This is a genomic window from Ensifer canadensis (assembly GCF_017488845.2).
Lineage (GTDB): Bacteria > Pseudomonadota > Alphaproteobacteria > Rhizobiales > Rhizobiaceae > Ensifer > Ensifer canadensis.
Map to the genome: position 1 here is coordinate 264,360 of NZ_CP083371.1, position 26,152 is coordinate 290,511.

Below are 26,152 nucleotides of genomic sequence, written 5' to 3' on the forward strand. Positions count from 1 at the left end.
GACAACAAACGTTCACCAGTGGAGGAGACTGAAATGAACATGACACGCAGAGCATTGGGCAAGCTGGCGCTTGGCCTTGCCGGAACCGTGGCTTTCGCCACCGCTTCCTTTGCCGCCGATATGCCGAAGCCCTTCGACAAGCCGGCTGACGTCAAGATCGCGCTGGTGCGCTATCTCTCGACCGGCGATTTCTTCCAGTCCTACCTTGCCGGCGTGGAGGCGCAGGCAAAGGCCCTCGGCGTTCAGTTGCAGGTTCTCGACAGCCGCCAGGATGCAGCGCTGCAGGCCGACATGGTCGACCAGGCGATCGCGCTCGGCGTGCAGGGGATCATCATCCAGCACGGCCTGACCGAATCGATGAAGGAAGCGGCACAGCGCGCCGTCGAGGCCGGTATCAAGGTCGTGGCCTTCGACGTGAACGTCGAAAACGAGAAAATCCCGCAGGTCGAACAGTCCGACCGGGATCTTGCCCGCCTTGCTCTGGAACAGGCGATCAAGGACAATGGCGAGAGCTTCAAGGCGGGCTACGTCTATGTCGCCGGCATCGCTCCGCTCGACCGTCGCGACGAGACCTGGAAGGAATTCAAGGGCAAGTATTCCGGGATCAACGAGGTCTCGCAATTCGGCACCATGGACAACCCGATTGCCAACTCGGTTGCCAACCAGGCGCGCTCGGTCATCTCCGCCAATCCCGATATCACCGTGATGTTCGCGCCCTATGACGAGTTCGCCAAGGGCGTCAAGATTGCGGTCGACGAAGCCGGTCTTTCGTCCAACGTGAAGATCTATTCCGCCGATATCTCGACCTCCGATATCGCGGCAATGCGCGAGCCGGATTCCGCCTGGGCTGCGACTGCCGCCACCAACCCGGCCGTGGTCGGACAAGTCTCGGTTCGCACACTCGCCATGCTGCTTGCCGGCGAGGATCCGGGCCGCAGCGTCATCGTGCCCCCGACGTTGATCACCCAGAAGGACCTGAACGATCAGGACATCAAGAACATGGAAGAACTCGGCACCAAGCTGCCGCAGTTCGCCCACGCGGATGTCGCCATGCCGGCGTGGATGCCGAAGCCCTGATCACGCGGTTTGTTGATGAAAGTGGGGCGGTCGAAAGACCGCCCCGTTTGCGTACTGCCAGCCCTACGCATCACAACGCGCTTTAAGTCGTCGTTGCGCCTGCCTTGCCGAGACCGTCCCGGCTCCAGCGCTCCATGACGCGGCGCGCCATTGATGTCGTGACCACCAGATGCGAGGCGAAGCCGCCCTTCAGCGCCGCCATCAGCGGTTCGAATTTGCTCTCTTCCTGGACGACCAGCATGCGCTTCTCGATGGCGCGGATCGACGAGAGATCGGCGGAGATGCAGCGCCGATTGTGGGCGCAGTTCACCCATTGGCCGTCACCATCGATCAGCTGTCCGGCGATGACACCGACAGCGCCTTCCTCGCCCATGCGGTGCATCTCGCTGGCGCTGAGCGCGCCGCACTTGACGAGGTGGCTGTCGTCCTCGATGCCGCCGACGGAATAGAGCGCCAGATGACAGTCGGCGATCGTCGACAGCTGCTCGCGGATCACCGGCTCGCCGCGAAGCTCCTCGGCCAGCCGCTCGGACGACAGCACGAGCGGCGCGTAGAAATTGATGCCTTCGGCATTGAGCCGGCGGGCGATCTCCGTCGTGCACTGGTCCGGCCGATAGGAATAGGGCGCGCCGAGATTGCCGCAGAGCTGGACCACAGTGACGCCACGCAGGTCGGCGAAGGGCATCACGTCGGCGATATGATAGACCGTTCGCCCCCAGGCGACGCCGACGCGATCGCCCTTGTTGATCAGTTCGAGAAAGACGGATGCAGCCAGCACCGGCATCTCAGCCGTCGGGTCCATGGCCTGCCGGTCCTCCGGCACGATCCAGGCCGCCGTGACCCCGGTTGCATCCTCGAGCTCGCGCGCCAGCACGTCGTCGGTGAAAAGCTCGGTCGAAGTGGTGATGTTGACGATCCCGGTCTCGCGTGCTCGCCTGAGATAGGTCGCGACAGAGGCGCGGGAGATCCCCAGTTTCTGCGCAACTTCGTCCTGCCGTAACCCATGGCTATAGTAGAGCCACGCGGCTTTGTGCATGATCTGATCGGTGTTGCGGATAGGCATGGGGATCCTTCAGTTGTCGATTGCTGACATTATTCATCGGTCGTGACATAAGTCAAATTGCCATTCAGGCAAAGTTGGAGGGCGGGCGTTGCCTCAGGCGTTGGAGCCGCGAAAGTGTCGCGCTTGCGCCTCTTCCATCAGCCAGTCGACGAAATGCGCAATTGCCGGCCGTTCGGTCGCCGCAGGCAACGTCACGATATAATAGGCGAATTCGCTCGGCCATGGTCGATCGAGAGCGACGGCTAGGCGGCCGTCGGCGATTTCTTCCCGCGCATAGATACCGCGGACAAGTGCAACGCCCTGACCAATGACAGCAGTTCGGTCCAGACGGAACGGAAGACCGTCTGCCGTTGGTAACGAACGTTTCACCGGCCGGGGTCGCTTGAGAGCGGGGCTGATCCTTAGGGGTAAAGGTGGCGTGCCGGCGGGCAGGTTTTGCCGGCTGAAGGCGAAGGCCCGCCTTCAGTTCTACAGCGCCACGCGTCTTAATGGACGCGCAAAGGTCGCCGTAGCACTTTGAATTGCTGCATGTTTTTATCCTTAGATCGGATAGGACTTAAGGAAACATGCAGTGGGCTCCGGTTGGGCCACACGGCCATCGCGTAGCACGGGCGGCGATGTCGTTGTGACGCATCCGTGCGTCACACGCCCGATCAGGTCTGGCAGCAGCGGGCATCGACCGGCAGTGTCGTCGCCCCGCCATCGGCGTGATGCAGCGTGAAATGATCGAAGTTGGCGATCGATGCGCAGGAGTGGTTGGGAAAGACCCGCACACGGCTTCCGAGGGTCAAGGGGCGTCCCGAGAAGGGAACGAAGCCATGTTCTTCAGACAGCCGCTCGAGCGTCCAAACACCTGTTTCGCCATCGCCTTCGGCGCTGACGACGGTGCCGAAGCCGGCGCCGCCCATGCCGTGTGCGCCGCGATCGGAGCTCATCGACTTGGAGCCGGCGTCGATGATGAAGTGCGTGTCATTGGAGGCAACGACGCGCGCAACCACCGAGAGCGCCAGGTCGTCGGCCGTGCAGATGCCGAGCCTGAGCGCGGTTCCGTCGAGGAACACGTAATTGCCGGGCCGGACGCAGTCGACCTCCTGGGACAGAGGCGCGCCGGCACAGGTCGGCGTTGCGCCGACGGAAATGCAGTCGACGGCGATGCCGCGGTCCCGAAGCCGGCCGGCGAGACCGGCAAGGTCTGCGGCCTCATCGCGGGCGACCTTGGCCAGGCCCTGCGGGCCAGTGGCCGCGTAGGAATGGCCGGCGTGCGAAAGCAGGCCGGCAAAGTGCAGGCCGTCGGAAGCGGCGATCTGGGCGCACAATTTGAGCGCAGCCGGATCGTTCGGCTTGAGGCCGACGCGGCCGAGGCCGACATCGACCTTGAGGAAGACGCCGATTTCGACACCGTGACTTGTGGCGGCCGCCGACAACGCTTCGACGCCCGTCGCGCTTGCCGCAATCGTGCGCAGCTGCGTGCCGCGCGCCTTGACCACGGGCAGCAAACGGTCGAGCGACTGCGGCTTGACGATGGGATAGGCAAGGATGATCGACGGTATCCCGGCTTCCGCAAAGACCAGCGCCTCGCTTGGCTTGGACGCGGTGATGCCGCGGGCGCCAAGTGCCAGCTGCCGTCGCGCGACATAAAGGCTCTTGTGCGTTTTCACGTGCGGAAACATCGAGACGCCGGCTTGATCGGCACGCTGCTGCATGGCCTCAATGTTGCGGGCAAGGCGCAATTCGTCGACTTCGATATAGGGCGTCGGTCGCTCTGCGGCCGCAGGGCGCAGGAAGCCGTTGGCTTTCGGTTGCGCCGGGGCGCTGTCGATGTCTGCGGTCACGTTGCCGGTAGCGTTCGCAGCCGCCAGCATCACTTCGGAAGTGTTCATCTCGGAATGCTCTGATCTGAAGAGGGGATTGGTTGTCGTCGTCAGCCCGTTGCGACCTGTCGCACGAAATGGCTGGATGAGACCTGTTGCATCGGCAGTTCGCGCGGCACGAAGTCCGGCGGGCGCACGGCGCTTGGGATCTCGTCGGACATCGGCTGGCGGCCTTCCGGGCGGCGTGTCGGGTCGGCGATCGGAACGGTCGACAGGAGCTTGCGGGTATAGGGATGCTGCGGATTGCCGAAGACCGAACGGCGGTCGCCGATCTCGACGATTTCGCCGAGATACATCACCGCGACACGGTGGGCGATGCGCTCGACCACGGCCATGTCGTGGCTGATGAACAGGAGGGCGATCTGCATCTCGCGCTGCAAGTCCATCAGGAGGTTGATGACCTGCGCCTGGATCGTCACGTCGAGCGAGGCGACGGCTTCGTCGGCGACGATCAGGCGCGGGTTGAGCGCAAGCGCGCGGGCGATGCAGATGCGCTGGCGCTGGCCGCCGGAAAACGCGTGCGGATAGCGCTCGAGATGCTCAGGCGACAGCTCTACTTTGGAGAGAAGCTCGGCGGCGCGGGCGCGCATGACCGCGGTCGAGCCCAGCTTGTGAACGCGCATAGGGTCCATCAGCGACTGCTCGATCGTCATGCGCGGGTTGAGCGACGAGAACGGATCCTGGAAGACCATCTGGGCGTCGCGTCGAAACCGCGCGAGCATAGTGCGCGGCGCGCCGATCAACTCGGTTCCGTCGAACCGGATCGAGCCCGAACGCGGTCGGTCGAGCTGCATGATCGAACGGGCAACCGTCGACTTGCCACAGCCGGATTCACCGACCAGCGCCAGGGTCTCTCCCGGAAAGATGTCGAAGGAGACGTTCTCCACCGCGTGCACCCGACCCGAGACATGGCCGAACAATCCGGCCTTCAAATCGAAGCGCGTCACCAGGTTGCGCACCTCGACGAGCGGCTTTCGGGTTTCCTTCATCGGCGCGGACGCGTTCATTCTGTCACCTCGGCAAGCAGACGCTCGGGTTCGAACACAAGCAATGGAAATTTCTCCGGCGCGTCCTTGTCCGCCATGCTGCCGAGGCGGGGCACGGCGGAAATCAGCGCGCGCGTGTAGGCATGTTTCGGCTTGGCGAAGATGTCGTAGACCGAGCCTTCCTCGACGATCTCGCCCTTGAGCATGACGCAGACCCGGTCGGCGACTTCGGCAACCACGCCCATGTCGTGGGTGATGAACAGCACCGACATGCCGATCTCGCGCTGCAAGGCGCGAACCAGATCGAGGATCTGCGCCTGGATGGTCACGTCGAGCGCGGTTGTCGGCTCGTCGAGGATCATCAGCGAGGGGCGGCAGGCAAGGGCTATGGCGATCATGACGCGCTGGCGCATACCGCCGGAAAGCTGGTGGGGATACTGGTCGAGCCGGCGCTCGGCATCGGGCACACGGACCAGCTTCAGGGTATTGAGCGCGATCTGGCGCGCCTGTTCCGGCGTCTTATCCTGATGATGGATCACCGCCTCGGCGATCTGATCGCCAACAGTGAAGACCGGGTTCAGGCTCGACATCGGATCCTGGAAGACGATCGAGATTTCCGCGCCGCGCAGCGCCTCGACCCGCTTTTCCGAGAGCTTGGCGAGGTCGGCGACCTTGCCGTCCTTCAAACGCATCAACACCCGTCCGCCGGTGATGGCTGCGCCGTCATATTCGGTCAGCCGCATGATTGTCATCGCCGTGACCGATTTGCCCGATCCGGATTCTCCGACCAGCGCGACGGTCTCGCCGCGCGCGATGCTGAAGGAGACGCCACGCACCGCGCGCAGCTGCGCCCGGGTGCCGGCAGCGAAGGAAACTTCGAGGTCTTCCACGGAAAGGATGACATCCTCGGGCAGCTCAGGCTTTGCGGATTTGGACAGGATCATCAGCACATGCACCCGATTTCGAAGGGACGTTGCGCTTTCAGGTCTCGCAACGAGGTCGCATCCTGTCAATACGGAAGGGAGGTGCGATCAGCCCTGTCCGCCGGGGCGCTGGAGCAGACATCGGCCTCGCTCCCAATCCGCTGCCGCCGCAAAATCCAGTGAAATCAATGTGTCACGATTGTGGCAGGCAAAACTATGTGCTTTGCGCATTGTATCGCCTGTCTTCGCATATCGCGCCGGTCGTGCGATTTCGGGCGGATTGACGCCTCAGGCCGCGTCGGTCGTTGCCTCGAAGCCGCTCTTGTACTGGGGCAGTGCGGCACATTGCTTGAGATGCTGCCATAGCGCATCGCTGTCATGGCTACCGGGGCCGGCGCGCCTGAAGATCCGGATCTCCATTTCCAGCGACATCTGCTGGCCGCCGATCTGGGCCAGGCGTCCCTGCCGCATGGCCTCGGCGACGCAAATCTGCGGCAGCCAGGCGACGCCCCGCCCGGCAACGGCCATGTGCTTCAAGCCATCGGCAAGGCCGGACTGGTAGACGGTGCTGAGGTTGAGCGGGCGGCGCCAGCGCGATTGGATCAGCGTTGCCAGCTTGCCGATATAACCGTCGCTCCAGGAATAGGCGAGATAGGGGATCTCGGTGGTTTCGGGCACGTCGATGTCGAACAGCGGCCGGCCGTTGTCGTCGGTTCCCGATACGAGAATGAGCCGGTCCTTGCCGATCTGCAGGGATTCGAACGGGCCGCCCTCCAGCACCGGAGGGCCGTCGGGATGGACATAGGTGATGGCGAAATCGCACTGGCCGGAGCACAGGTGATCGATGCTTTCGAGGAAGTCGGCCGCATGCATGCTGGTGCGAAGCGGCATGCGCGAGATCAGCGGCGAGCCGATCCACTTTGGAAAGAAATACATCGCCAGCGTATGCAGCGAGGTGAAGGTGAGCATGGCCGAGCTTTCGCCGGCGACATTGCGGCAGTCGGTGCGCAGGCGGTACGCTTCGCGGACGAGCCGTTGGCAGCCGGGCAGGAACATCGTGCCGGCCCGGGTCAGCTGCACGGGGTAAGTGCTGCGGTCGATCAGGTCGGCGCCAATCCAGTTCTCCAGCGATTTGATGCGTCGGCTGAAGGCCGGTTGGGAAATATTGCGCGCGGTCGCCGCCGTCGAGAAATTCCGCGTCGCGGCGATTTCCAGAAAATCTTCAAGCCATTGCAGTTCCATGCCGGCCCTCATGCGTGTTTTGCATAGTCTATCCTAACTACACATTGGACAGACCTGCAAGCGCTCTTCTAGCCTCCCTTATAACGAGAAGAAAACTTCCGCCTCCACCAAATGGGAACAACGATGAAACGCACCTTAGCCCTAGCCCTCAGCCTGGGGCTCGGCATCGCGGCTGCGCCCGCTATGGCCGAGACCAAGAACCCCGGCACTTTCGTCTTCATGTGGACCGACGACATCCAGTCGTTCGATCCGGCCTATATCGCCAACACGCCAAGCTCCTACGGCGCGCTCAACATCTACAGCCGGCTGTTGAACTTCAACGGCTCGAAGATCTCCGAGTTCGTGCCGTCGCTTTCGACCGAGGTGCCGTCGCTTGAAAACGGCCTCATCAAGCAGGGCGACGACGGCTCGGTGAGCTATACCTTCCCGATCCGCAAGGGCGTTTTCGCCCACAAGGTCGGCGTCAAGGGCGCCGACGGCAAGGTCACCTGGGAATATTACGACAAGCTGACCGACGCCCAGAAGGCGACGATCGAGCCGGGCTACGGCCAGATCACGCCCGAGGACGTGCGCTATTCGCTGCTGCGCGCCATTCTTCAGGGTCAGTCGTGGATGTCGAACGCGATCACCGAGGTGATCACCGCCGGCAAATATACCGACATCGCCAAGTGGGTAGAGACCGAAGGCGAGGTCAAGTCCATCAACGACGCCAGCCCCGAGATCCTGCGCAAGGTCTATGACCAGCTCGCCTCGCAGATTATCGTCGATGGCGACAATCTCACGCTGAAGCTGCCGAAGTCGTTTCCGGCCACCCTTGGCGTGATCGCGCTGCCGTTCGGTACCTCGGTTCTCGACAAGGAATGGGTTGCCTCGGTCGGCGGCTGGGATGGCTCGGGCGATACCTGGAAGGCCCACTATCGTCCGGAACTCGGCGCCAATCCGCTGTTTGCCGAGGAGAACGGCACAGGGCCATTCATGCTCGAGGAATGGGACCGCACCGACCGGCGCATCACTCTGAAGCGCTTCGACAATTATTTCATGGGGCCGGCCAAGCTCGAGCGGGTGGTCATGCGCACCGTTCCGGAATGGACGACGCGACGCCTGCAGCTTCTGTCCGGCGACGCCGATTTTGTCACCGCGCCGGTCGAGTTCATCGACGAACTCAGCAAGACCGAGGGCGTCAAGGTCATCGACGGCCTGCAGAAGGTGTTTTCGCGCGGCGTCTTCTTCGCCTGGCCGCTCGACGACAACGACAACCCGGCCATCGGCAGCGGCAAGCTCGACGGTGCCGGCATTCCGCCGGACTTCTTCGCCGACATCGATGTGCGCAAGGGCTTCAACTACGCCCAGAACTACGATGCGCTCCTGAACCAGGTGCTGCTCGGAAAGACCGTGCAGTCGCGCGGGCCGACCGTGCGCGGCATCATGGGCTATCGCCCGGATTCGCCTGTTTACAGCTACGATCCCGCCAAGGCCGAGGAACACTTCAAGAAGGCGTTCGGCGGCAAGCTCTGGGAGACCGGCTTTGCGTTTACGGCCTATGTCACCGAAGGCAACCCGCAGCTGACCGCCGCACTTTCGGCGCTGCAGCAGGGCCTGTCGCGCATCAACCCGAAGTTCAAGATGCAGATCCAGGCGCTGCCATGGGCATCCGTTTCGGACAAGCTCAACAACCGCGAAAAGCCGGCCGCACCCTTGACGGTGATGGGCTGGGGGCCCGACTATTCCGACCCGGGCGGTCCGCTCGGTGCCGCCAGCTACTATCTCTCGCCCACGGGTCTCGTCGGCGGCATGGTTGGCCAGGGTTATCGCGACCTGATGGCGGAGAAGTTCAAGCCGTTGCTCGATGAGGCCTGGGCCTCGGTCGATCCCGCCGTGCGCGAGCCGATCTACGCCAAGCTGCAGGAAATGTCGTACGAATACGCCACCACCCAGTTCCTGTGGGAGGACTTCGGCTACGTCGTCACCCGCAGCAACATCGATGGTTATGTCGACAACATGATCCTCTACGGTGCCTGGGACTTCTATCCGGTCACCAAGGCCAACGACTGATTGGCTACTGCGCCGCGCGTCTTATTAGACGCGCAAAGGTCGCTGTAGCACTTTGAATTGCTGCATGTCGGGCGGCATCCCCGCCCGACATGCCTTTGTTTCATTTTCCCTGAAATCGGAACGTGTGAACCGTGCTGAACTATGCACTCAGACGACTGATGATGTTGCCGATCGTCCTCTTCGCTCTGTCGTTGATGATCTTTGCGCTGCAGATGTCGCTTTCGCCGACGCAGAGACTGGCGGCCTATGCGCCGTCGCCTGATTATCTCAAGGGTGGTCAGGAAAGCATCCGCAGGATGATCGAACAGTACGGGCTTAACGATCCCTTCTACATTCAGTACGGCCGCTGGATCGGCGGCATCCTGACCGGCAATCTCGGCTGGTCGGAGACGGCCCGCCAGCCGGTTTCGACCGCGCTGATGTCGCTGTTTCCGGCGACCCTGGAACTGGTGGTGCTGGCCTTCGTTCCATGCCTGCTGCTCGCGGTCTTCCTTGGCTCGCGCGCGGGCATCTATCTCAATCGTTGGCCGGATCACCTCATCCGCATCTTCACCATTCTCGGCTGGTCTTTCCCGGTCTACGTCTTCGGCCTCTTGATGCTGTTGATCTTCTATTCGGCGCTCGACTGGTTTCCACCGGGCCGACTCAGCCAGTGGGCCCAGACCGTGGTCAGCTCCAGCGACTTCGTGCGCTACACCGGCGCAAACACCGTCGATGCGCTGCTGAACGGCAATCTGGCGATCTTCGGCGATGCGCTTCGCCATCTGGCAGCGCCGGTGATCACGCTGACCTATGTTAACGTTGCCAGCATGACCCGGGTGATGCGCACCTCGATGCTGGAGACGCTGCGCCAGGACTATGTGCGCACCGCCCGCGCCAAGGGTCTGCCGCGCCGTGTCGTCGAACTGCGTCATGCCCGGCGCAACGCGCTTCTGCCGGTTGCGACCATCGCCGGCATGGAGCTCGCCGTGATGATGGGCGGTGTCGTCATCACCGAGACGATCTTCGACTATGCCGGCCTCGGCCAGTTCGCAGCCAAGACCGCCGCCAATCTGGATTTCCCGGCGGTTCTCGGTTTCGGCCTCTATTTCGCGGTCGTTCTGGTGCTGATGAACCTGATCGTCGACCTTATCTATCCGCTGCTCGATCCGAGGGTGAAGACGCAATGAAGGTTCTTCGTTACCTCGCAAGAAATCCGGTGTCCCTCTTTGGCGTCGTGGTGCTTCTGGCCTTCGTGCTGATCGCCGTCTTCGCGCCGGTTCTGGCGCCGCCGCAGAGCTTCCAGCTTTCACCCTACGACACGCCGCGTGCCGGCTTCCTGGCGACGCCGCAACCGCCTTCGCCGGAAGCCGTTTTCGGCACCACGCAAGGCCAGTACGACATCTTCTACGGTGTCGTCTGGGGGACGCGCACGGCGTTCAAGATCGGTCTCGGGGTCGTGGCGATCTCCGTGCTGATCGGCACGGTGGTCGGCGCGGTCGCCGCCTATTATGGCGGGCTTGCCGAAGAAATCCTGATGCGCATCGTCGACGTCTTCATGGCGGTGCCGTTCCTGATCGCGGCCATGGTGCTGACGGCGCTGCTTGGCAAGGGCATCGTGCCGATCACCATTGCCCTGACGACGTTCGGGTGGATGAGCTATGCCCGTATCGTGCGCAGCGAGATCCTGAGGATCCGCGAGATGGACTATATCCATGCGGCACGCAGCTACGGCGCCAGCGATCTCAGGCTGATCGTGCTGCATATCCTGCCCAACGCCATGTTCCCGGTGCTGGTGCTGGCGACGATGGCGACTGGTTCGATGGTGCTGTCCGCCTCGGCGCTCAGCTTCCTCGGGGTCGGCACCGAAGAAGGCTATGCCGACTGGGGCCAGTTCATCGCCTACTCGCGCAACTGGATCGTCGGCCAGCCCGGCAACCCTTTCCAGTTCTGGTACACGCTGGCCTTTCCGGGCGCTGCCGTCTTCCTTTTCGTGCTGTCGTGGAACCTTGTCGGCGATGCGTTGCGCGACATGCTGGACCCTCGCCATTCCCATTGAGACCCATTCCTATCGAGACCCAAGGAGCGTACCGATGCCCTCTCTGTCTGCCGCCTCGATCGAGCTTTTCGAGGATCTGATCCGTTACGAGGTCGAGGACAAGGCGATCCCGTCGATCTCCTATGCCCTTGTCGACCGTGACGGCGTGCTCGCCGAAGGCCATGTCCAGCGTCATGACCGGCATTTCGACATGGGCAGGGACACCTGCTTCCGCATCGGCTCCATCACCAAGACCTTCACCTCACTGGCGATCATGCAATTGGTCGAGAAGGGGCTTGTCGATATCGATGTCGACGTGTCGACCTATCTCCCCGGCTTCAAGCCGATAAACCCGTTCGCCGGCGCCGAAGGCGGGCCCTACGGCTCGGTCATCAGCCTGCGCAAGCTGATGACCCATACGGCCGGCCTTGTACGCGAGCCGAAGAGCGGGCACTATCTCGATGCCACCCGTCCGCCGCTCGAAGACACGGTCAACGAGCTGGCAAGCTCGACCTTGAAGCAGGACCCGAGCCTCGGGGTGATGCATTACTCCAACGCCGGCATCGCCGTCGTCGGCCGGGTGATCGAGACGGTCAGCGGCCAGAGCTACTCCGATTATGTCGCCGCCAACATCCTAAAGCCGCTCGGCATGGACAGCTCCTCGTGCGGCATGGCACCCGGCATTCGTGAAAGGCTTGCACCAGCTGACATGTGGACGCTCGACGGCGACACGCCGGCGCCGGTGTTCAGCCTCGGCGGATCGCCGGCCGGCAATATCTTCTCCACCACCGGCGACATGGCGCGTTACGCCCAGTGCCTGCTGCGCGGCGGGTTCGACGTGCAAGGCAATTCCATCATCTCGCCGGCGGCGCTGCGCGAAATGTGGACGCCGTTCGGCAAGCGCCCGGCCGGTCACGACAAGACGCTTGCCGGCTACGGCCTGTGCTTCGGGTCCGGTGATGTCGACGGCTGGACCTCTGTCGGCCATGGCGGCGCCGTCTATGGCTATGCTTCGCAAATGATGCTGCTGCCGGCCGCCGGCGTCGGTGTGCTGATCTTCGCGACGCTTGACTTCTCCAACCAGATCGCCTCGCGGCTGGGCGTCGACGGCGTGCGCATCGTCCTTGCCGAACGCAGGATGGGCAAGATGCCGGAGCGCGTGCAGCGCCCGCCTGCAATCTCCGAGGCGCAGTTCAAGACGCTGCCGGGCTATTACCGCGACGACGCCACGCAGGAGATCGTCGAGGTCAAGTCCAAGGACGGCAAGATCTACCTGATGGGCGAGGGCGTGCCACACCAGATTCGTCCGGTCGCCGGCAACGACTTCGTCATAGACGGCCGCATCTACGGGCGCGGCGCTGATTATGCCCATATGAACCTCTCCTTCCCGGAAGCCGGCAAGCTCCTCTGGAAGGATGCGAACTGGACGCGCATCGAGGCACCTCTCGACGAGACCGTGCCCGACGCGATCAAGCCGCATCTCGGCGAATACGGGCCGGATTTCAACATCACATACCTGACCTACAGCCATGGTGGGCTGAAGTGCCTGATCGAGTATTTCTGCACGCACACGTGCGAGCCGGTCGAGGAAGGGCGCTTCCGCATGCACGGCCGGCTCTACGAGGACGAGATCCTCGAACTCGACGCCGTCGATGACAACGGCAAGCGCGGCATCCGCGTCGGCCCGATGTTCCTGGAACGGCGCAGCCCGTCCCAGGCGGAAGCGGCGTGATCCGGACCATGGTTGCTCCGATCAAGATGGAATCGCCGCTCGGCGCCCGTATGTTCATCGGCGGGCGCGAGGTCGACTATTACTGCGGCACGTCCTACTTCTGCCTGCACGGCCACCCCGAAGTGATCGAGGCGGCCTGCGACGCCACCCGGCAGTACGGCATGGGGCCGGGAACGCTCGCCCACATGCAGGTCTATGCCGACCTGCAGGAGCGGCTGCGCGACTGGTTCGGCACCGAGGAGGTCGTCTACATGATCTCCGGCTACACCAGCCCGATGGTGCTGCTGCAGGGGCTACGCGACGATTTCGACGTCATCCTCATCGACTCGGCCACCCATTACAGCACCCGTGACGCGATCCCGACGCTCGGCAAGCCGATCCACGAGTTTCGCCATGCCGACCCGGAAGATCTCGCAGCGCAACTGTCGCTGCATGTGAAGGCAGGCGAGCGGCCGGCTGTTCTGACGGACGGCGTTTTCCCGTCGTCAGGCAAGCTTGCACCGCTTGCCGACTACCGCCAGGCGATGGCGGCCTACGAGGGCGCGCTGCTCTGCATCGACGATTCCCACGGCGTCGGCGTTCTCGGCGAAACCGGGCGTGGCTCGCTGCAGCATGCCGGGCTCGAGGGCGAGGGCAATTTTCTGGCCGGCACCATGAGCAAGGCATTCGGCGCACTCGGCGGCGTCGTTCCGGGCGACGCAGCGCTTGCCGAAAAGATTGCCCGCAACGCAATGATCATGCGCGGCGCCTCGCCGGCGCCGCCCGGTCTTGCGGCGGCGGCGGCCGCATCGCTCCGGGTCCTGCAAACGACGCCGGAAAAGCGCGCGAACCTCACCCGCAACATCAAGCATGTGCGCAGCGGCCTGCGAACGCTGGGCTTCGAGGTCGCCGACACGCCAGTGCCGATCGTCACCGTCAAGGGCGTGACCGATCTCGAGCAGCTTCGCGACCGTCTCGCCGAACGCGACATCATCGTCCGTGTGCAGCCGGCGGGCGGCTATTCCGACGCACCCGACGTGCCGACCCTGCGGCTCGCGGTGTTTTCCGAACATTCCCCAGCTCAGATCGATCGGCTGCTGCAGTCGATGGCCGAGCTTCTTTGAAATACGAGGCAACGATCATGAAGGTTTTCATCAGCGCAGATATCGAGGGCACGGCGGGGATCACCGCCTGGGACGAGGCCAAGAAGGGGCATCCGGAATACGAGGAATTCCGCGAATACATGACCGACGAGCTGGTGGCGGCCTGCGAAGGGGCGAAGGCGGCCGGTGCCAAGGAGGTGGTAGTCAAGGATGCGCATTCGACCGCGCGCAATCTGATCCTGTCGAAGCTGCCGGCCTATGTCAGCATCGTCAGGGGCTGGAGCGGTCATCCCGATCTGATGATGTTCGGCATCGACAAGAGTTTTTCGGCAGCCCTCTACACTGGCTATCACAACAAGGCCGGCACCGACACCAATCCGCTCGCCCATACGCTGACCGGCACGGTGTCGCGGCTTTTGATCAATGGCGACGTGGCGTCGGAATTCACGCTGAACGCATTTTGCGCCGCACGCTACGGCGTTCCGTCGGCGTTTCTCTCCGGCGACGCCGGCATGTGCGCTGAGGCCAGGGCGATTGTTTCCGGCATCGGCACCGTTGCCACCAGCGAAGGTTTCGGCCCCGCGACCCGATCGCTGACGCCGAAGGCTTCGGTTGCAGCCATTAGCGAGGGCGTGGAGAGGGCGCTGTCGGGCGATCTGAGGGCCTGCCTACCGAAGCTCGCCGACCGCTTCGAGCTTGTTGTCGAATACACGACCCCGATCGAGGCCTATCGCGGCAGCTGGTATCCCGGCGTTGAACATGTCGCCGCCCGCACGCTGCGCTTCGAGGCCAAGGACTTCTTCGAAATCCAGCGCGCCATCCGCTTCATCGTGTGAGCGAGGCGATTTGCGGCAGGTCCGAAATCGCCTCCTGGCCTGCCCAACCCTTCATCGACGGGCCGCGGGCCCCCGCTAGAACGATCATCGACTGGTGGTGTCGAACTGAGACAGCCGCGGACCGCGTCAGCTCAGCTGCTTGTTGAACCAGTCCACGTGCAGACCCGCTGATCGTGATGATAGGTTAGTGCCGCCCGCAGGCAGAGCGCCAGCGGTTCTCGCGGCAAATCGCCGATGGCGGGGATGAGGAGGGCGCGATTGCCCTCGAAGGTGAAATCATCGGCAAAGTGAATGCCGAAGGTTTCGACGAGCGTCGTCCTGCAATTGAAGAACACAGCGCAACGTTCGGGCGCTGATTTGGCGACGCCGAGCCGGATGGTCGTTCCGCTTCCGCTTGCCTCCGTCAAATAGGCCGGCTCTCCCCATTTGAGTGTCTCGGTCAACGGACCGACCCCATCGGTCTCGCCTGCCAGGGCATAGATGAGATCGCGAACCTGCAGGAGGCGCGCCTGTATTGGCTCGGCGTGGCGCGCGAGAACCTCGGCAACGTCGCGCGGAACGGGCGGGCTCGTTACGGTGCGTCCGTCGGCGCCGGGATAGGTCCGTAATTCCCGCTGCGGCAGATCTTTACGCATGTTCGTGTCCTTTCCGCTCTCACAGCGAAAAGATTTGCACGAACGGGCAGACAAATCTTGCGGAGTTGAAAACATTTCGATGCAATCAGCTCTCCTGATCGTCACGGGGTCTGCCACAGCGAACAGCGACCGGTTCCAGTCGTTCTAACTCGGTCTGGTGTCGATCGTCAGTAGCTGAGCTTCGGATACCAGTCTGTGCCGCGACCCTCCGGCGTCAGGTCCAGGATCGACCAGAGCGAGGCGATGTCGGGTGCATCCCTTGGGTCCTGACCGGGGTCGGCCATCTCCATCGTCATCTCGCTTGCCCAGAAGAGCCTGACGGCATTGCCTTCACGCTTGAAGACGCCAAGCGCCGGGTTTTCGCTTCCGTCCGCATTGATGAGGCCGAGATCCCGAGCATAGTCGTCGCCGACGGTCTGGACGAAATCGAGGTCTCGCCAGCCGCGCTCCTGGGCGAACGCCAGTTGGCGCTCGACGGGGCTGCGGCCGAGGATCTTCAACGCCACCCGCTGTTTGATATCGGCGGCGTTGCCGTTCACTGCGCCGAGCCAGTTCGTGCACATCGGGCAGGGGCGCGCGCGCTGCGGCCCGTACATCCAGAAATAGGTGACAAGCGTCTGCTTGTCGCCGAAGAGGTCGAGCAGGCCGATGTCGTTGCCGTTGGCATCCTTGAAGCGATAATTCTTTTCAATCACCGGCCCATCCGGCAGCAACCGCCGCAGCTCGACCAGCCGCGTCATCTGCCGCCGGAACTCGATTTCTTCGCGCAGCAAAGCCTGCCGCGCCTTTCTGTACTCAGCCGTTTCGCCGGGAAAGGGCGATTTGCCCTTGGCTGCGAGATCCGGCGCCGGAACGAGTTGATCGAAGCTCATGTCCTTGCCCTCGTTTTATCGATCCCAACTAACGGCTTCGAGCCGTCCAGGTTCCCGAACGAGTGAAGGAATGCTCGGCCGGGCGCTGCAACGCCCGGACCAATTGCGATAAACGCTGCAGCCAGATGTTTGCACGTCAGTTGCCGTGCATCGACTTACTGGCCGAGCTGTTTGGCTGCCTTTTCGATGACATCAGCAACCATCTCCGGCTGAGAGGCAAAGACGGCATGGCTCGCCGTGATCTCCGTCACCTCGCTGTTCGCCCGCTTGGCCATGTCGCGTTCGAGATCGGGATTGATCGCGCGATCCTGCGTCGCCACGATCGACCAGCTCTTCTTGGTTCGCCAGGCCGGATCGTCGACCTTGGCCGAAAACGCCGCCTTGGCGGCAAAGACCTGAGATTTTGCAAGGAATGCCGCTTCGTCCTTCGGAAGGTCCGCAGCGAAATCGGCGGCGAAGGCGCTTGGGTCGAGATAGAGGTATTTTCCGTCCTTGGTCTCCCTGATGTTCATGCCGCCGGCCGGTTTGGAGCTGGCGAGGGCGAGCAGACTTTCGCCCTTGTCGGGCTGGAAGGCGGCGACATAGACGAGGCCTGCGACGTCGGCACGGTTGCCGGCTTCGGTGATGACGATGCCGCCATAACTGTGCCCGACGAGTAAGGTCGGACCATGCTGCAGATCGAGCACGCGGTTGGTGGCGGCAACGTCATCCGCCAGCGACGTGATGGGTTGTTGAACGATCGTCACGGCATAGCCCCGCCTCTCGAGAATTTCGGTTGCCTGGCGCCAGCCGGAGCCATCGGCCAATGCGCCGTGAACGATGACGATATTCTTGACCTCGGCTGCCTGGGCCGCCAAGGCAATCGCGCTGGTGAAGAGGGCGAGCGCGAGGGTGGAAAGATGACGGTTCATGGATTTCACTCCTTGTCGGGTTGATGGCGATTGGCAGGTTTGAACATGTCTCGAGGTCTCAGCCGAAGGTGAAGGCGTAGGCCTGAACGCCTGGGTCAAGGAACCGGATGCTGAAGCTGCGCGCCGAGACGTCACCGGACTGGCGCACCAGTTGGTAGAGTCTGGTTGCCGTGACCGTGCCGTTTCCATTGGCGTCGATATCGGCGCCGTGGTCCTTGCCCGGCGTCTTGCCGTCGATGCTCACCTGAAAGCGGACCGGCTTTCCGGCCGCTCCCGGCCCAAGAACCAGATGCAGGTCGCGCGCACTGAAGCGCGAGGCGATGCCGCCTCCCGGCTCGTCGAGCGTTGCCTGTTCCGGGCCGACGGTCCAGGTGCCGGTGAGGCCCCATTCGTTGAGACCCGGTTCGGCGACCGTGTATTTGCGTGCCGCATCGGCGCTCAGGCTCTCGTTGGAGGCGAAGTTCGAAGCGCGCTGGTAACCGAGATAGGTTTCGCTGGAGCCGATGTTGTTGAGGTCGGCACCGAGTTCAGCACCCTTGGTTTCGGGCGCTACCGGCCCGCTCGCCGCCATGTCGCTGCCGGCTTCCCTGAGCAGGTCCTGGATGGCCTTCTCCGTCTGCGGGTAATTGCCCTCGCCGAAATGATGATGGCGGATCTGCCCCTTGGCATCGATCAGGTAATGGGCTGGCCAATAACTGTTCTCGAATGCGCGCCAGATGCGGTAGTCGTTGTCGATGGCGACGGGATAGCCGATGTTGAAATCGCTGACCGCCTTGCGGACATTGTCGATCTTCTTCTCGAAGGCGAATTCAGGCGCATGCACGCCGATGACGACGAGGCCTTGATCCCGGTATTTTTCCGCCCACTCGCGGACATAGGGGACGGTGCGAATGCAGTTGATACAGGAATAGGTCCAGAAATCGACGAGCACCACCTTCCCCCGCAAGGCTTCCGCGGTGAGCGGCGGCGAGTTCAGCCACTCCACCGCTCCATCAAGCGATGGTGCAGCGCCTTCGACGGGCAGGTCGCTTTGAAAGGGGCGGGTCGTATCGGCCGATGCGACGTCCACGCCCTTGTCGGCAGCCGCGGAGAACGGTCCGCCAGCGGCTTTGGTATCGAGCTTTTCGAGCACGGTCTGTTCCAGGGATGCCGTGCTGGCGTAGGAAAGTTGGGCCAGCAGGCCGGTATCGAGGCCGAGCGCGATTGCCGCAACGCCGGCGAGCACCGCGGCACCCAGGACCTGGCGAACGCGCTCGCTGATCCCCAGCGACCGCTTCATGGCGGCGAAAACCTTTCCGCCGACAAACATGGCTGTGGCAAGCGAGGTGGCCGCACCGGCAGCATAGGCAAGCAGCAGGAATGTCGTCGCAAGATTGGCACCCTGCAGTGCCGCGCCGGTCAGGACCAGACCAAGGATGGGCCCGGCGCAAGGGGCCCAGAGCAGGCCGGTCGCGATGCCGAGAACAAACGACCCGGCCACATCGGGCGTCGCGCGCCCATTGCCGGTGGCCCTCATCAGGCGGTTGCCGAAATCGACGACGGGCTGTGAAAGCGCGCTGGCGATCCGCGGTGACAGCAGGCTTGCGCCAAACGCCGCAAGCAAGGCAATCGCGGCAATGCGGCCATATTCGTTGGCATGGATGGCCCAGCTGCCGCCGATGGCTGCCAGGGTGGCGACAAGCGCAAAGGTGATGGCCATGCCGGCAAGCATCGGCAGCGTGCTTCGGAGGAAGGACTGTTCGGCGCGTGCGAAAACGAAAGGCAGGATAGGCAGGATGCACGGACTGAAGATCGTCAGCGCGCCTCCGAGATAGGCTATGATGAGAAGCGTCATCATCGTTTCCTTTGAACCGATTGATCGGGCTCTGGACGGCGATGTGCCTTGACCAGCAACGGATACGCATCTGGTCTTTGCGACGTATCCCGCATGTGTCCGCTCAGGTATGAAAATGTACCGGGATGTAGGCGTAGCCCGGCCTGCTACAGAGCGATACAAATCGGCTGCCGATGATCAGCCATCAGACACGCGCCGGCGGATCGAGTTGGCTGGTCGCAAGGCGTCTTTGTATCAGACTGTATCCGGGCGGGTCGGCGCTACATTGGTATTCAAGATCGGGCGGGCGCGACACACGCAGGATACAAGCGGCCCGTCTTTCTCCCATTGTGCTTGGGTTCAAAAAGGAGAGGCCGATGTCTGACGAAATCAACCATGAACGCCGCAAGTTTTTCGGGGTGGCTGCCATGACCATTGCTGCGGTCGAGCTTGGCATGGCGGGTGCCGCGATGGCGCAGTCGGGGCAAGCGTCCGCCGCACGGCTGCCTGACATCAAGCCCGGCACACACACCTCCTTTGCCGCACTCAAGCAGATCCGGGCCGGCGTGCTCGAAGTCGGCTACGCGGAGGCAGGTCCCGCCGATGGGCCGGCTGTTCTGCTGCTGCACGGCTGGCCCTATGACATTCATACCTATGTCGACGTCGCGCCCTTGCTTGCTCAAGCCGGCTACCGCGTGATCGTGCCTTACCTGCGCGGTTACGGAACGACGCACTTCCTTTCGCCGGATACGCCGCGCAACGGCCAGCAATCGGCGATCGCTGCGGATATGATCGCCTTGATGGATGCGCTGGGCATCGAAAAGGCGGTGCTTGGCGGTTGCGACTGGGGCGCACGCACGGTCAATATCATGGCAGCACTTTGGCCGGAGCGCTGCAAGGCGATGGTCTCTGTGAGCGGCTATCTCATCGGAAGCCAGGAAATCAACAGGAAGCCATTGTCGCCCAGCGCCGAGCTTGCCTGGTGGTACCAGTTCTATTTCGCCACCGAGCGCGGGCGGCTGGGCTATGAGGAGAATCGGCGCGCCTTTGCCAAGCTGATCTGGCAGACCGCCTCGCCCACCTGGAAATTCGATGATGCGACCTTCGAGCGTTCGGCTGAAGCCTTCGACAATCCCGACCATGTCGCCGTCGTCGTCGACAATTATCGCTGGCGATTGAGCCTGGCGGAAGGCGAACGCAAATACGACGCTTACGAAAAGCGGCTTGCCGCGGGACCGAAGATCTCGGTTCCCACCATCACGCTGGAAGGTGATGCCAACGGCGCGCCGCATCCGCAGCCTGCCGCCTATGCCGGCAAATTTTCGGGAAAGTACGAACATCGCACCGTCAGCGGCGGCATCGGGCATAACCTGCCGCAGGAAGCGCCGCAGGCGTTCGCACAGGCGGTTATGGACGTGGATCGTTTTTAGACCGACGATAGTCGGCAACAGGGCGCGCGACCTTGTGGATGCCTGCCTCGCGCAAGCCGCCTTGGGTCTAAAGGCATCAGGCGCTGTGGCCGAGTGCATAGGGGAGTGGGAAGTCGGATATGGAGCACGTCGATCACATTCTGATCGTCGACGACGATCGCGAAATTCGCGAGCTGGTGTCGAGCTATCTAAGGAAGAACGGGCTGCGCACGGCCGTTGCCGCGGATGGCCGCCAGATGCGCGCCTTTCTGGAAGCCAACACCGTCGATCTGATCGTGCTCGATGTGATGATGCCCGGCGACGACGGACTCGTCCTCTGCCGGGAGCTGCGCGCCGGCAAGCACAAGGCGACGCCGATCCTGATGCTGACGGCTCGCAGCGATGAGATGGACAGGATCATCGGCCTGGAAATGGGAGCGGACGACTATCTGCCCAAGCCATTTGCTGCGCGCGAGCTCTTGGCACGCATCAAGGCGGTGCTGCGCCGAACCCGAATGCTGCCTCCGAACCTGCAGATCACTGAGGCGGGTCAATTGCTGACCTTCGGCGACTGGCAGCTCGACACGGTCGGCCGCCGCCTTCTCGACAGGCAGGGCACGGAGATCGCCTTGAGTGGTGCCGAATACCGGCTGCTGCGTGTCTTCATCGATCATCCGCAGCGCGTGCTCAACCGTGATCAGCTTCTCAATCTGACCCAGGGGCGCGACGCCGAGCTGTTCGATCGCTCGATCGATCTTCTCGTCAGCCGTCTGCGCCAGCGGCTCGGTGACGATGCGCGTGAGCCGACCTACATCAAGACGCTGCGCAGCGAAGGTTACGTCTTTTCCGTTCCGGTCGAGATCTCGGAGCCCAGGCAATGAGCTTGGGCGTCACATCGACTGTCAGCTGGTATTGGCCGAGCACCTTACGCGCTCGGCTTTTTCTCGTTCTTCTCCTCGGTCTCGCAATCGCCTATGGCCTTTCTTTCAGCGTCCTGTTTCTCGAACGCTATATGTCGGCGAAGGCGGTCATGCTCGGCACGCTGGAAACCGATGTTGCCACATCGATCGCCATTCTCGATCGACTGCCGGCGAGCGAGAGAGCGGGTTGGCTCGATCGTCTCAGCCGCGGCAGCTATCGTTTCGTGCTGGGGCCCGGCCTTCCCGGCGTGCCGGATCTCACCACCCGTGGTGCGGAGATCGCTACCAAGATCGAGGAGGCGGCCGGGCATCGCTTTCCCCTGCACGTGGAGGCGATTCCGGGTGACGACAAAAGATTGCAGGCCCACCTGACGCTCAGCGACGGCGCGCCCCTGACGATAGACGTGACGCCACGGGGCGTGATGCCGATCGCCGAATGGCTGCCTTACGTGCTGGCGACCCAGATGGCGCTTCTGCTCCTTTGCGTCTGGTTTGCCGTGCATCAAGTCATCCGCCCTTTGAGCGATCTTGCCGCTGCCGCCGATGCGCTGGACCCGAACAGGAAGGCCGCGCCGTTGAGCGAGACCGGCCCACGCGAAGTCGCGCATGCCGCCCGGGCCTTCAATGCCATGCGCGACAGGATCGCCCACTATCTCGAAGAGCGCGTGCAGATCCTTGCCGCCATTTCCCACGATCTCCAGACGCCGATCACGCGCATGCGGCTTCGCGCCGACATGGCGGATGAAACGCCTGAAAGGGACAAGTTGGTGCAGGATCTCCGCGAGATCGAACGACTGGTTCAGGACGGTATTGCTTACGCCCGAAGTGCGCACGGCAATGTCGAGAAGACTTCCCGCATCGACCTCGCATCCTTTATCGACAGCCTGGCCTATGATTATCAGGACACCGGAAAGTCCGTGGCCGTCGTCAGTGCCGTTGACGGGACCATACCCGTCAAGCCGCATGCGTTGCGCCGGATCCTCTCCAACTTCATCGACAACGCGCTGAAATTTGCCGGCGCTGCCGAGATCAGTGTCGAGCGACGGGAAAATGGCGAGGTCGCCATCACGGTGTTGGATCGGGGGCCGGGCATTCCGGACGACATGCTTGAGGCTGCCATGCAGCCGTTCTTCAGGCTCGAGCAATCCCGCAATCGGGAGACGGGCGGCACCGGGCTCGGACTTGCGATCGCCCAGCAACTGGCAGGGGCCATCGGCGGCTCGGTGCGGCTCTACAATCGCGCCGGCGGCGGTTTGGCGGCGGAGGTCGTCATCCGCTGATATTACGGTCAAAGTTCGTCGAAGCGGTTTTTAGCTCTACAGCGCCGCGCGTCTTATCAGACGCGCAGAGGTCGCTGTAGCACTGTGAATTGCTGCATGTTTTTATCCTCAAATCGAATAGGATTTAAGGAGCCATGCAGCAGGTGTCCGGAGCGACCACCGCTACGCTTTGGTACATTTCCGGCGTTTTCGGAAACATGCCGGATACCCCAGCCGGTCAAATCTCCCTCCGTCAACGCAGTCGCCACAAGCGACACAACAACGGAGTGTTCCATGACACAGGTCGACAAGGTTCTCTACACCGGCAGGACGCATACCAGCGGCGGTCGCGACGGCGCCGCACGCAGTGATGATGGGCGGCTGGATGTCAAGCTCTCGCCACCGGGAAGCGCCCATGCCGGGACCAATCCCGAGCAACTCTTTGCGGCCGCATGGTCGGCCTGTTTCATCGGCGCCATCGGTAAAGCGGCGGGAAAGCGCGACGTCAAGCTTCCTGGAGATCTCTCCGTGGCTGCCGAGATTGATCTCGGATCGACCGACGGCGCCTATCTGCTGCAGGCCCGGCTGAAGGTGAACATTCCGGGTATCGAGCGGGAGCTGGCGACAGCTCTTGTCGAAGAGGCGCATCAGACCTGCCCCTATTCGAAGGCGACGCGCGGCAACATCAACGTCGAGCTGACGGTCGCCTAAAACGATGAATGGAAAGGAATGGGCGATGCTTGCGCATCGCCATCGGAGGATCCAATGAAGCTGATGATCATCATCGCACTTGGAGCGGCGGTTTTTGCAGCACCGTGTATCTATGATGTGAGCTCGCAAGAACCTTCGCCCTTGATAGGCCTGTTTGCTGCGGCTTCCACGATTGAGGGTGCCACCGTCAATTTCGCGCCGAGCAGGCACTGACCTCTCGAAGGTGACCCCAACCGGCCCCGCTCGTGCGAGCGGGGCCGGTTGGGGTGGCGATCCCCTTGTTGTCAGTCGATGATTTCTTCCTGGCGCTCGGGCAGAAGCCAGTTGAGGAAGACCGCGCAGATGCCGCCGGTTGCCACGCCCGATTCCAGTACGTCCGCGAGCGCCCGGGGCATATGCGTGACGAACTCGGGAACCTGAGAGACGCCGAGCCCGAGGGCAAGCGAGATGGCGATGATCAGAAGCGCGCGGCGGTCCAGATGAACGCCGGCGAGGATGTTGATGCCGGAGGCGGCAACCGCGCCGAACATGACGATGACGGCACCGCCGAGGACCGGTTCCGGCACGGCCTGGATGACGCCGGCAACCGTCGGGAACAGCCCTAGCAGGACCAGCACGGCAGCGATGTAGATGCCGACGTGACGGCTGGCGACTCCGGTCAATTGGATGATGCCGTTGTTCTGCGCAAACACAGAGCTTGGGAAGGTGTTGAAGATGCCCGCCAGCAGCGAGTTCACGCCGTTGACGAGAACGCCGCCCTTGATCCTCTCCATCCAAAGCGGACCTTCGATCGGCTGGCGCGAGATCTTGCTGGTGGCGGTGATGTCGCCGATCGCCTCAAGCGACGTGACGAGATAGATGACCACCATCGGCGCAAACAGCGACCACGAGAAGTCGACGCCGAAATGAAACGGCACCGGCGCCTGGAACCAGGCTGCCTGATGCACGCCGGCAAAGTCGAGGCGACCCATCCATGCCGCCAGCAGACAACCGGCGGCGAGCGCCAGCATGATGGCGCTACTGCGGACCCAGACGACCGGAATGCGGTTGAGCGCAATGATAAGCCCAAGCACGACGCCTGACAGCAGCAAGTTTTCGCCGTTGGCAAAGGTGCCCTGCGACATCGCGGCAAAGCCTCCGCCCATGCTGATCAGGCCGACCTTGATCAAGGTAAGGCCGATCATCAGGACGACGATGCCGGTGACGAGAGGGGTGATCAGGCGCTTGACGAAGGGCAGCACGCGCGAAAGGCCCATTTCGATGAAGGATCCGGCGATGACGACGCCGAATATGCACGCCATCACGGTTTCGACCGGCGTCCCCTGCTTCACCATCAACACGCCGCCGGCAATCAACGGGCCGACGAAGTTGAAGCTTGTTCCCTGAACGATCAGCAGGCCCGCGCCGAGCGGGCCGAAACGGCGACATTGAACGAAGGTTGCGATCCCCGAGATGACCAAGGACATCGACACGATCATGTTCGTGTCGCGAAGAGAGACACCGAGTGCCTGGCAGATCAGCAGGCCTGGCGTGACGATCGGCACGATGATTGCCAGCAAATGCTGCAGCGCTGCAAGAAAGGCGATCGGCGGCGAGGGGCGATCGTCGAGGCCGAGCACGAGTTCGGTCGGCCGCGTTGGCGCGGCGGTGGGATTGTGTATGTTCATGCGCGTCGACCCATGGTCAGGGTCCCGAGCAGGTTCGGCGTGCGCGATTTCGAAGTCCGTCGGTCGGCTGAAAGTTTCGACATTGTTCCTCCCTTGTCGATCGCCGAATGTCTCGAAACATTCGGTGGGGCGCCCGCCGTCCTCCAACGTTGGGTGCGCGGCGAAAGCTAGCTGAATTCGACGGTTCTCATTCACAAGAAATACGTGAAGCTGTTTCGCTGGTGCTCAGCGCAATCATGCGGCGTGCCGCCGGCCCGCCCTGCAAGACCAAAGTCTGATGCAAGATCTTGCCGTCGACAGATCGCGCCCATTGACCTCAACTATGCTTGAGTTTCTATAAGGCACTCCGTACAGCGCTATGGAGAAACATGATGACCGACCAATTGCTCTTTCGAAATGTCATGAAGATCAAAGCCGGGCATCTGCAGCCCTTCCGTGAAGCGGTGCGGGCAGCGGTCGACTTCGTGGAAGAGAACGCTCCACAATTGATGGTCCGCACGCTCATCGACGAGACAGAAATGCGGGCGGTCAGCTACCAGCTCTACCGAAATTCCGCCGATGTCCTGCGCCACTGGCAGATGTCGGATGCGCATATTCAGAGCGTGTCTGCGCATTGCACCGTCGAAAAATTCGAAGTCTACGGCGATCCGAGCGAGGAGGTGGCGAGAGGCGTGTCCCAGTTCATGGGTGACGGACGTGGCATGATCATGCCACCGCTGAAAGGCTTCTCGCGCTTCTAGGCGCACGCGTATCCGGCCATGCGGCGTGTGTGCCAATCGCCCCCTCTGACAGCGCGCGCGCACTCGGCCATGCCATCATCGGACTGGCTGATGCGTCCTGTAGCTGCCGATCCGCTCGGTCTGAGAAATTGCGCCAGATGCCGCCCTTTGACTCCACTCGCGAATGTCGCCTGTCCGTCTGTCTGGAGCCCCGTATCGGGTCGGCTGCGGCTGAGCTTCTCTCTTCCTAAAACCGATCGTCCGTGCTGACGCTGCGCTGCCTCGGGGCTCTCTCTTTGGCTTTTGGCCTCGCCGTTCGAAATCAACAGGCTAAAAAACAAATTCTGATTTACGT

The 26,152-nt window shown here is 62.6% G+C and carries 22 protein-coding genes and 1 pseudogene; 13 read left to right on the forward strand and 10 right to left on the reverse strand.

The window, feature by feature from the left end; all coding sequences use genetic code 11:
- Positions 1-33 precede the first annotated feature (33 nt).
- Positions 34-1,077, forward strand: coding sequence for a substrate-binding domain-containing protein (locus J3R84_RS20885; protein WP_057207602.1), 1,044 nt, complete (start codon positions 34-36; stop codon positions 1,075-1,077).
- Positions 1,078-1,159: 82 nt separating this feature from the next.
- Here J3R84_RS20885 and J3R84_RS20890 read toward each other — a convergent pair whose 3' ends face one another.
- The 5 genes and pseudogenes from J3R84_RS20890 to J3R84_RS20910 form a co-directional block, all read right to left on the reverse strand.
- Entirely contained in the window at positions 1,160-2,140 is a 981-nt protein-coding gene (locus tag J3R84_RS20890) for a sugar-binding transcriptional regulator (protein WP_057207601.1), read from the reverse strand.
- A 93-nt stretch (positions 2,141-2,233) separates the two neighbouring features.
- The gene (locus J3R84_RS20895; protein ID WP_057207600.1) at positions 2,234-2,509 is read right to left on the reverse strand and encodes a LysR substrate-binding domain-containing protein; all 276 of its coding nucleotides are present in this window, start codon (positions 2,507-2,509) and stop codon (positions 2,234-2,236) included.
- 284 nt (positions 2,510-2,793) lie between these two features.
- A complete protein-coding gene (locus J3R84_RS20900) occupies positions 2,794-4,020 on the reverse strand; it encodes an alanine racemase (protein ID WP_225906462.1) in 1,227 nt (408 codons plus the stop codon).
- A gap of 41 nt (positions 4,021-4,061) precedes the next feature.
- Positions 4,062-5,941, reverse strand: a pseudogene (locus J3R84_RS39035) (ABC transporter ATP-binding protein).
- A 267-nt stretch (positions 5,942-6,208) separates the two neighbouring features.
- Positions 6,209-7,162 carry a LysR family transcriptional regulator gene (locus tag J3R84_RS20910; protein WP_025429490.1) on the reverse strand — a complete coding sequence of 318 codons (954 nt, stop codon included), beginning with the start codon at positions 7,160-7,162 and terminating at the stop codon, positions 6,209-6,211.
- Between the two features lie 123 nt (positions 7,163-7,285).
- Between J3R84_RS20910 and J3R84_RS20915 the strand changes: the two genes are divergently transcribed.
- The 6 genes from J3R84_RS20915 (at position 7,286) to J3R84_RS20940 (ending at position 14,881) form a co-directional block, all read left to right on the forward strand.
- A complete protein-coding gene (locus J3R84_RS20915) occupies positions 7,286-9,214 on the forward strand; it encodes an ABC transporter substrate-binding protein (protein ID WP_057207598.1) in 1,929 nt (642 codons plus the stop codon).
- Between the two features lie 296 nt (positions 9,215-9,510).
- On the forward strand, positions 9,511-10,383 hold the full coding sequence (locus J3R84_RS20920) for an ABC transporter permease (protein ID WP_057213215.1): 873 nt from the start codon (positions 9,511-9,513) through the stop codon (positions 10,381-10,383).
- Entirely contained in the window at positions 10,380-11,252 is an 873-nt protein-coding gene (locus tag J3R84_RS20925; protein ID WP_025429487.1) for an ABC transporter permease, read from the forward strand. The genes J3R84_RS20920 and J3R84_RS20925 overlap by 4 nt, the downstream gene beginning before the upstream one ends.
- A 34-nt stretch (positions 11,253-11,286) precedes the next feature.
- Entirely contained in the window at positions 11,287-12,963 is a 1,677-nt protein-coding gene (locus J3R84_RS20930; protein WP_113569621.1) for a serine hydrolase domain-containing protein, read from the forward strand.
- Positions 12,960-14,066 carry an aminotransferase class I/II-fold pyridoxal phosphate-dependent enzyme gene (locus J3R84_RS20935; RefSeq protein WP_225968526.1) on the forward strand — a complete coding sequence of 369 codons (1,107 nt, stop codon included), beginning with the start codon at positions 12,960-12,962 and terminating at the stop codon, positions 14,064-14,066. Before J3R84_RS20930 ends, J3R84_RS20935 begins: the two co-directional genes overlap by 4 nt.
- A 17-nt stretch (positions 14,067-14,083) precedes the next feature.
- The gene (locus tag J3R84_RS20940) at positions 14,084-14,881 is read left to right on the forward strand and encodes a M55 family metallopeptidase (protein WP_113569617.1); all 798 of its coding nucleotides are present in this window, start codon (positions 14,084-14,086) and stop codon (positions 14,879-14,881) included.
- Positions 14,882-15,012: 131 nt separating this feature from the next.
- Here J3R84_RS20940 and J3R84_RS20945 read toward each other — a convergent pair whose 3' ends face one another.
- From J3R84_RS20945 to J3R84_RS20960, 4 genes are all read right to left on the reverse strand, one after another.
- Positions 15,013-15,516 carry a DUF1801 domain-containing protein gene (locus tag J3R84_RS20945; protein WP_113569615.1) on the reverse strand — a complete coding sequence of 168 codons (504 nt, stop codon included), beginning with the start codon at positions 15,514-15,516 and terminating at the stop codon, positions 15,013-15,015.
- Between the two features lie 167 nt (positions 15,517-15,683).
- On the reverse strand, positions 15,684-16,388 hold the full coding sequence (locus J3R84_RS20950) for a DUF899 family protein (protein ID WP_203529173.1): 705 nt from the start codon (positions 16,386-16,388) through the stop codon (positions 15,684-15,686).
- A 155-nt stretch (positions 16,389-16,543) separates the two neighbouring features.
- Positions 16,544-17,299 carry an alpha/beta hydrolase gene (locus tag J3R84_RS20955; protein WP_203529175.1) on the reverse strand — a complete coding sequence of 252 codons (756 nt, stop codon included), beginning with the start codon at positions 17,297-17,299 and terminating at the stop codon, positions 16,544-16,546.
- Positions 17,300-17,357: 58 nt separating this feature from the next.
- Entirely contained in the window at positions 17,358-19,133 is a 1,776-nt protein-coding gene (locus J3R84_RS20960) for a cytochrome c biogenesis protein DipZ (RefSeq protein WP_203529177.1), read from the reverse strand.
- A gap of 356 nt (positions 19,134-19,489) precedes the next feature.
- Here J3R84_RS20960 and J3R84_RS20965 point away from each other — a divergent pair, with 356 nt between their 5' ends.
- The 5 genes from J3R84_RS20965 to J3R84_RS20985 all read left to right on the forward strand — a co-directional run bounded on the left by J3R84_RS20965 (position 19,490) and on the right by J3R84_RS20985 (position 23,624).
- Positions 19,490-20,542: an alpha/beta fold hydrolase gene (locus J3R84_RS20965; protein ID WP_057207590.1), complete on the forward strand. Its 1,053-nt coding sequence runs from the start codon at positions 19,490-19,492 to the stop codon at positions 20,540-20,542.
- 119 nt (positions 20,543-20,661) lie between these two features.
- Complete coding sequence (locus J3R84_RS20970; protein WP_057207589.1) at positions 20,662-21,402, forward strand: response regulator; 741 nt, start codon at positions 20,662-20,664, stop codon at positions 21,400-21,402.
- On the forward strand, positions 21,399-22,721 hold the full coding sequence (locus J3R84_RS20975) for a sensor histidine kinase (protein WP_203529178.1): 1,323 nt from the start codon (positions 21,399-21,401) through the stop codon (positions 22,719-22,721). The genes J3R84_RS20970 and J3R84_RS20975 overlap by 4 nt, the downstream gene beginning before the upstream one ends.
- A 273-nt stretch (positions 22,722-22,994) precedes the next feature.
- A complete protein-coding gene (locus tag J3R84_RS20980) occupies positions 22,995-23,411 on the forward strand; it encodes an organic hydroperoxide resistance protein (RefSeq protein WP_203529180.1) in 417 nt (138 codons plus the stop codon).
- Between the two features lie 54 nt (positions 23,412-23,465).
- Positions 23,466-23,624, forward strand: coding sequence for a hypothetical protein (locus tag J3R84_RS20985; protein WP_164474920.1), 159 nt, complete (start codon positions 23,466-23,468; stop codon positions 23,622-23,624).
- A gap of 71 nt (positions 23,625-23,695) precedes the next feature.
- On the opposite strand, the gene J3R84_RS20990 is transcribed toward J3R84_RS20985, so the two are convergent.
- On the reverse strand, positions 23,696-25,078 hold the full coding sequence (locus J3R84_RS20990; RefSeq protein WP_203529182.1) for a nucleobase:cation symporter-2 family protein: 1,383 nt from the start codon (positions 25,076-25,078) through the stop codon (positions 23,696-23,698).
- A gap of 371 nt (positions 25,079-25,449) precedes the next feature.
- Between J3R84_RS20990 and J3R84_RS20995 the strand changes: the two genes are divergently transcribed.
- Positions 25,450-25,818, forward strand: coding sequence for a hypothetical protein (locus tag J3R84_RS20995; protein WP_203529183.1), 369 nt, complete (start codon positions 25,450-25,452; stop codon positions 25,816-25,818).
- Positions 25,819-26,152: the final 334 nt, after the last annotated feature.